8 protein-coding genes and 1 pseudogene are annotated in these 7372 nt (G+C 64.1%); 7 read left to right on the forward strand and 2 right to left on the reverse strand.

Features of this window, described 5'->3' with window-relative positions:
* The coding region (locus SE91_RS13720; RefSeq protein ID WP_156489602.1) for an MFS transporter at positions 1-533 on the forward strand (533 nt) is incomplete at its 5' end.
* A 20-nt stretch (positions 534-553) separates the two neighbouring features.
* Here SE91_RS13720 and SE91_RS13725 read toward each other — a convergent pair.
* On the reverse strand, positions 554-1351 hold the full coding sequence (locus SE91_RS13725) for a substrate-binding domain-containing protein (protein WP_156489603.1): 798 nt from the start codon (positions 1349-1351) through the stop codon (positions 554-556).
* 16 nt (positions 1352-1367) lie between these two features.
* The gene (gene queF / locus SE91_RS13730) at positions 1368-1856 is read right to left on the reverse strand and encodes a preQ(1) synthase (protein WP_061847956.1); all 489 of its coding nucleotides are present in this window, start codon (positions 1854-1856) and stop codon (positions 1368-1370) included.
* 124 nt (positions 1857-1980) lie between these two features.
* On the opposite strand from queF, the gene eno reads away from it, so the two are divergent.
* From eno to SE91_RS13760, 6 genes and pseudogenes are all read left to right on the forward strand, one after another.
* Entirely contained in the window at positions 1981-3264 is a 1284-nt protein-coding gene (gene eno / locus SE91_RS13735) for a phosphopyruvate hydratase (protein ID WP_008547341.1), read from the forward strand.
* 41 nt (positions 3265-3305) lie between these two features.
* Positions 3306-4439, forward strand: coding sequence for a zinc-binding dehydrogenase (locus tag SE91_RS13740; RefSeq protein ID WP_061847957.1), 1134 nt, complete (start codon positions 3306-3308; stop codon positions 4437-4439).
* 118 nt (positions 4440-4557) lie between these two features.
* Entirely contained in the window at positions 4558-5556 is a 999-nt protein-coding gene (locus SE91_RS13745) for an MBL fold metallo-hydrolase (RefSeq protein WP_061847958.1), read from the forward strand.
* Positions 5557-5738: 182 nt separating this feature from the next.
* A complete protein-coding gene (locus SE91_RS13750; protein ID WP_060736161.1) occupies positions 5739-6290 on the forward strand; it encodes an NADPH-dependent FMN reductase in 552 nt (183 codons plus the stop codon).
* Between the two features lie 177 nt (positions 6291-6467).
* Positions 6468-6785, forward strand: coding sequence for an FtsB family cell division protein (locus SE91_RS13755; RefSeq protein ID WP_008567889.1), 318 nt, complete (start codon positions 6468-6470; stop codon positions 6783-6785).
* Positions 6786-7001: 216 nt separating this feature from the next.
* Positions 7002-7372 (forward strand): annotated as a pseudogene (locus SE91_RS13760) (sigma-54-dependent Fis family transcriptional regulator); the annotation flags it as partial.

The raw sequence follows: 7372 nt of genomic DNA on the forward strand, positions 1-7372 counted from the left end.
CAGTGTTCATCGAAGGCTGCTGTGTGCTCGGCCTGTTTCCTTATATCGCCTCGTTCCTGTTCGAGCTCGGTCAGACCTCGCTCTCGATCGCAGGCCTCGTCATCGCGGGCTTTGCGGTCGGCGGCCTGTTCTACACGCTGACAGTGTCGCGCCTGCTGCCGCGCCTTGGCATGAAGGGCATGATGATCGCCGGCATGACGCTGGTTGCCTCACAGCTCGTTGCTGTGGCCTTCGGCCCGCGCTGGGAGGTGCAGGCCCTGAATCTCGTCGTGATGGGATGGGGCTTCTACATCGCCCATGGTTGTCTGCAGGTCTTCGCCAGCGAGCTCTCGGTCGAGGCGCGCGCCACCGCGTTGTCGCTGCATTCGTTCTTCTTCTTCATGGGGCAGACCGTTGGGCCGCTCGCCTATGGCTTCGGACTCCACCATGCCGGCAAGATGCCGACGCTGTTCGCGAGCGCAGTGATCATGGTGGTGCTGGGCTTCGTCTGCGCCCGCCTGCTGAAACAGCGAGCGCCGGCGGACGCGCGCTGACGTCTACCGGATGAGCTTGGCTATTTTGACCCGAGAGCCTGGATCGGCTCCATGCCGCTCGCAATGATCGCCTCGCGCGCAGCCGGGGAGGCCAGGAACTTGATCAAGGCCCGGCCTGCCTCGGGCTCCTTCGAACCGGTCGCAATTCCGGCGGAGAAGATCGTGATCTTCTGCAACTCGCTCGGCAGCGGTCCGACGATGTCGATGCCCTTGACGGGCTTCAGCTCGCTGATCTGCTGGAAGCCGAGCTCAGCCTCGCCGTGCGCGACGATCTCGCCGACCGGCGTCGCAGGAATCTTGCGAGCCTTGTCCTTCATGGCGTCGGCGATGCCGAGCTTGTCGAACATCTCGGTCGAGACGTAGACGCCGCTGGCGCTGTCGGAATAGGCGATCGTCTTCGCCGCCAGCAGCGCGCGCTTGACGGCTTCCACGGAGCTGATGTCCGGCTTCGGCGCGCCCGCCTTCACGGCGATCCCGATCGGGGACCTGGTCAGATCGACCTGGCTGCCGGCAACGACCTTGCCCTTGCTGGCGAGATCGTTGAGGGCATAGCCCACCATGATCAGGACATCGGCCGGCTCGCCGCGTTCGAGCCGCACCGGGATGGCGTTCGCGGTCGTTCCCATCGACGGTCCATATTCCGTCAGCACCTTGTTGCCGGTGGCCTTCTCGAATTCCGGCACGAGCGCCTTGTAAGCAGCCGTCAGTCCGCCCGAGATCATCACCCGAACCTCGGCAGCATCCGACGCGCCGGTGAGCCAGAGGACGCCCAGTAGACTTAGGGCAAGGTTGCGGAATGTTGCTGGCATCCATTTCATTGTTGTTTTTCTCCTCCTAACCCCGCCCGCGATAGGGCGCGACGCCTTGCTCGGGCACCCACAGGCCCTTCGGTACGCGGCCGGTCTGCCAGAACACGTCGATCGGGATGCCGCCGCGCGGATACCAGTAGCCGCCGATGCGGAGCCATTTCGGCTTGATCTCGCTGGCGATGCGCTTGCCGATCATCACGGTGCAGTCCTCGTGGAAGGCGCCGTGATTGCGGAAGCTCGCGATGTAGAGCTTGAGCGATTTCGATTCCAGCAGCCACGCCCCGGGCGCGTAGTCGATCATCAGATGCGCGAAATCCGGCTGGCCCGTGACCGGGCAGAGCGAGGTGAATTCCGGCACGGTGAAACGCACCAGATAATCCGTGCCTTCTTGCGGATTCGGCACGCGGTCGAGCTTGGCCTTTTCGGGCGCATCCGGCCATTCCACGGCGCGGCCAAGCTGCAATGAAGCTGGCTTGGCAGGGGACTTGTTCAATTTGCTGGGTTTTTTCGACATTCGGCCGCCTCCGTGCGGCCCTCTTAGCCAATCATCGGGCGGCCGTCACCCGGCCTTTTCCGCGTCGATGCATTGCGGTAGAAGCACCGCCAACTGCCCCTTTGTTTTCCGAAATGAGGCTCTCATGACCGCCATCATCGACATCATCGGCCGCGAAATCCTGGATAGCCGGGGTAATCCCACCGTCGAGGTCGATGTGGTGTTGGAAGACGGTGCGCTCGGCCGCGCCGCGGTGCCGTCGGGCGCCTCGACCGGAGCCCATGAGGCGGTGGAATTGCGCGACGGCGACAAGGCCCGCTATCTCGGCAAGGGCGTCACCAAGGCGGTCGGCGCCGTCAACGGCGAGATTTTCGAGGCCCTGAGTGGTCTCGATGTCGAGCAGCAGGCCCAGATCGACCAGATCATGATCGATCTCGACGGCACGGCGAACAAGAGCCGGCTCGGGGCCAACGCCATCCTCGGCGTCTCGCTCGCCTGCGCCAAAGCGGCCGCGAACTCGCTCGACATGCCGCTCTATCGCTATGTTGGCGGCACCTCCGCGCGCCTGTTGCCGGTACCAATGATGAACATCATCAATGGCGGCGTGCATGCCGACAACCCGATCGACTTCCAGGAGTTCATGATCCTGCCCGTCGGCGCATCGTCCTTCGCCGAGGGCCTGCGCTACGGTGCGGAGGTGTTCCACACGCTCAAGTCCGAATTGAAGAAAGCCGGCCACAACACCAATGTCGGTGACGAGGGCGGCTTCGCCCCGAACCTGCCGTCGGCGGATGCCGCGCTCGACTTCGTCATGAACGCGATCGGCAAGGCCGGCTTCAAGGCGGGCTCCGACATCGTGCTCGGCCTCGACTGCGCCTCGACCGAGTTCTTCAAGGGCGGCAAGTATGTCTATGAAGGCGAGGGCAAGACCCGCTCGATCTCCGAGCAGGCCAAGTACCTCGCGGACCTCGTCGCGCGCTATCCGATCGTCACCATCGAGGACGGCATGTCGGAAGACGACATGGACGGCTGGAAGGAGCTAACCGACCTCATCGGCAAGAAGTGCCAGCTGGTCGGCGACGATCTCTTCGTCACCAACGTCAAGCGTCTCGCCGAAGGCATCAAGGCCGGCCGGGCCAACTCGATCCTGATCAAGGTCAACCAGATCGGCACGCTGACCGAGACGCTCGCCGCCGTCGAGATGGCGCACAAGGCCGGCTACACCTCGGTGATGTCGCACCGCTCGGGCGAGACCGAGGATTCCACCATCGCCGATCTCGCGGTCGCCACGAACTGCGGTCAGATCAAGACCGGCTCCCTTGCGCGGTCCGATCGCACCGCCAAATACAACCAGCTCCTGCGCATCGAGCAGCAACTCGGCAAGCAGGCGCTCTACGGCGGCAAGGCGGCACTGAAGGCGCTGGCATAAGCCGGCGCCTCGACTGCGAAAGACGGACAGGGAGGATCGACATGAGCGACGGCAAGACCGGACTGCAACTGCGTTCGCTGCTGAAGAAGAGCGGTGAGCTGGAACTGTCCCTCGTGAATGTCCCGACGCCAGAGCCGGCCGATGACGAGGTCGTGGTTCGCGTCGAGGCGACCCCGATCAACCCTTCCGACCTCGGGCTCCTGATTGGACCCGCCGACATGTCGGCGGCGAAGGCCTCCGGCACCAAGGAAATGCCGATCATCACCGCCCAGATGCCGGAGGCGGCGATGCGGATGATGGGGGCGCGGTTCGACCAGTCTCTGCCGGTCGGCAATGAGGGCGCCGGCACGGTGATCGGGGCCGGCTCGTCGGATTCGGCAAAGGCGCTGATGGGCAAGACCGTGTCGATGATCGGCGGCGCGATGTACACGCAGTTTCGCGTGCTGAAGGTGCGAGACGTCATGGAGCTGCCTGAGGGCACCACGGCCGCGGATGGCGCCTCCTGGTTCGTCAATCCGCTGACCGCGCTCGGCATGACCGAGACGATGCGGCGGGAGAACCACAAGGCGCTCGTGCACACTGCGGCTGCCTCCAATCTCGGCCAGATGCTGAACAAGATCTGCATCAAGGACGGGATCGCTCTCGTCAACATCATCAGGAGCAAGGAGCAGGCGGAGATCCTGCACAAGATCGGCGCCAGGCACGTCGTGGATTCCAGCGCGGCGAGCTTCATGGACGATCTCACCAATGCGCTGGTCGAGACCGGCGCCACGATTGCCTTCGACGCCATCGGCGGCGGCAAGCTGGCGAGCCAGATCCTGACGGCCATGGAGATTGCGGCCAACAAGACCGCGAAGGAGTACAGCCGCTACGGCTCCAACGTGTACAAGCACGTCTACATCTATGGCAGCCTCGACACGCGCCCGACCGAGCTGAACCGCTCTTTCGGCCTTAGCTGGGGTGTCGGCGGCTGGCTGCTCACGCCATTCCTCCAGAACATCGGCCCGGCCGAGATCGGCCGGCTGCGCCAGCGCGTCGCCTCCGAGCTCAAGACCACCTTCGCCAGTCACTACACCAAGGTGGTCTCGCTGCCCGAGGCGCTCGATCTCGCCAACATCGCGGTCTACGCCAAACGTGCCACCGGCGAAAAATTCCTCATCAACCCAAATAAATAATGGCGGCGTGCGACGGCACGTCACCCAAAGAAAGTCTTGCCTTCCGAGCGAAGCCGGGGATTATTCCCGCCGTCGTTGAAAGCGGAAAATCCGCAGGGGCTCAGAAGGGGACTTCTCTATGACTGATTTCAATCGCCGCCATTTGCTTGCAGGCGCTGCCTCCGTCGGTGCGGCTGCCGTGACCGGCCTTCGGCCGACCGCCGCCGATGCCTCAGTGCCACCGACCGGAACGCAGGCGCCGGGCTTCTACCGCTACAAGGTCGGCAGTTACGAGTGCACGTCGATCAACGATGGCGCGCGCACCTTTCCGATGCCGGAGAAGTTCGTCGTCAACATACCCAAGGAAGAAGCCCTGGCCGCGGGCGAGGCGGCCTACATGCCGAAGGGCATGGTCACAGTGCCGTTCAATCCGCAGCTCATCAACACCGGCTCCAAGCTCGTGCTGATCGATACTGGCAACGGAGTCGCCAACCTCGAGTCGAGCAAGGGCGCGGTCGGCCGCACACTACAAAATCTGGCGGCTGCCGGCGCCGATCCCAAGAACATCGACGTCGTGCTGCTGTCGCATCTGCACCCTGATCACATCAACGGCATCCGCCTCGCCGACGGCGCGCTGGCGTTCCCGAACGCGGAGATCATGGTGCCGGGCAAGGAATGGGAGTTCTGGACCAGCGAGGACAACGCCGCCAAGGCCGAGTCCAACCCGATGATGAAGAACTATTTTGCCAGCGTGAAGAAGACCTTTGCCGGCCTCGAGTCCAAGGTCACCAAGTTCGAAGCGGGCAAGGAAGTCGCACCCGGCATCACCTCGATCGCGACGCCGGGCCACACGCCCGGCCACACCTCGTTCGCGGTCGCATCGGGCGATGCCAAGGTCCTGATCCAGTCCGACGTCACCAACATCCCGGAATTCTTCCTGCGCAATCCGGACTGGCACGTGATGTTCGACTACGACGCCGCGATGGCGCAGGCCACGCGCCACAAATTCTACGACATGGCGGCGGCCGAGAAGGCGACCGTGATCGGCTTCCACTTCACCTTCCCCTCGGTCGGTCATGTCGTAAAGGACGGCGCCAAATATCGCCTGATCCCGTCGGCATGGAATCCGACGATCTGATCTGGGTTAGACGTATGCGAAAGAGTTCGGGCCGCCGCTTGGCGGCCCGAATGTTTTAGGCAACATCCGCTTTCGCGAAACACAGCGTTTCCAAATCGATCCGGTTCATGCACTTGCATCCAATGCGCCGGATCGCTTAAGTGCCGCCCCGGCACTCCCGCTCCAGCCCCCGAGGACACCCCATGGCCTACAACATCGTCGTGATCGCCGGCAGCCTGCGCAAGGACAGCTTCTCGCTCAAGATCGCCAATGCGCTCGCCAAGCTCGCACCGGCCTCACTCAAGCTCGAGGTGATCACGCCGGCCGGCATCTCGTTCTTCAACCAGGACCTCGAGGGCGCGCCGCCTGCGGACTGGCTGGCCTTCCGCGAGAAGCTTCAGAAGTCGGACGGCGTCATCTTCGTCTCGCCGGAGTACAATCGCTCGATTCCGGGTGTGCTCAAGAACGCCATCGACGTCGCCTCGCGGCCCTACGGCAAGAGCTCGTTGCTCGGCAAGCCGGTCGGCATCGTCTCCAACTCGCCGGGGCCGCTCGGCGGGGTCAGCGCAGCCAAGCATCTGCAGACGATCCTGCCGGGCATCTCCGGTCCGATCCTCCAGCAGCCCGAGACCTATCTGAACGCCGTCGGCGACGCTTTCGATGCGGAGGGCAATCTGACCAAGGAGTCGCTCAAGCCCGTGCTCCAGGCCTATGTCGACGCCTTCGCCGCGCACGTCGCGAAGCACCACGGCTGAGGCGTTTCCGCCGATACTTGCTCAACTGTTCGTCATGGCCGGGCTTGTCCCGGCCATCCACGTCTTGGCGTCAGCGACGAAGAACGTGGATGCCCGGGACGAGCCCGGGCATGACGACGAGATATCCGGTCAGGGGTAATTAGCACTCCCTTAACCAACCTGCCGCATCTTCCCAGGATGGTCTCCCGCGCGCGCCTGAAATCGATCCTGACCGGCCTTGCCCTCTATGCCATGGCAGCGGCCATCGTCGGCTATTTCGGCGTCAACGCCTACACCGGCAAATATGGCCTCAATGCCCGCCAGGAGCTGGATCAGGAGATCATCGCGCTGACCAGCGAGTTGGCGCAGCTCAAGCGCGAGCGCGCCAGGAGCGAGCAGCGCGTCTCGTTGCTGCGCACGTCGCGGATCGATCCTGACATGCTGGACGAGCGGGCGCGCTATCAGCTGGACTATGTCAATCCGCATGATCTCGTTCGGATGATCCCGGCGAAATAGCGTTCTCGCTGCATTCGAAACCGCTATCGAAAGTGGCTGCGGATTGCCGCCGGCCGCGCCCCGCACTGTTACCGAAAGTCGTAGGCCAAGAGGCTGCCGCCTGCCTTGACGGCGCCGCAGCAGGGGGCTCATGGCTTCAGTCGCTGTCGCCCGGATTGACGCAGATCAACCGGGCCATGGCGGCATGGCTTAGACTGCCTTCCGGAGGAAACAGTGATGAATGGGTCAATGCCCCCGCATCACGCGGCCCGCGTCGAGGCCGCCATCGCGTCCGGCCAGGCCGCCCGGTCCGCGCTCGTGGCTTCGTGGCGTCGTTCGTCCCGATTGCATCATCTCGATCCCGGAGGCCGCAGCTCGCCGATGCGGCTCACCGAAGCAGAGCTCGGTCAGGCCCGCGAGCGCGTCGCGCCGCTGCTGGCGGCCGCGCAAGGTGCGATGGACCGGCTGTATCAGGCCGTCGGTGCCAGCGGCTGCTGCGTGCTCCTCGCGGACGGCGAGGGAGTGCCCGTCGATCGTCGCGGCACGCCTGCGGACGATGCGACGTTTCAATCCTGGGGCCTGTGGACCGGCGCGCTCTGGAGCGAGGA

The organism is Bradyrhizobium sp. DOA1 (assembly GCF_001593325.1).
Taxonomy (GTDB): Bacteria; Pseudomonadota; Alphaproteobacteria; order Rhizobiales; family Xanthobacteraceae; genus Bradyrhizobium.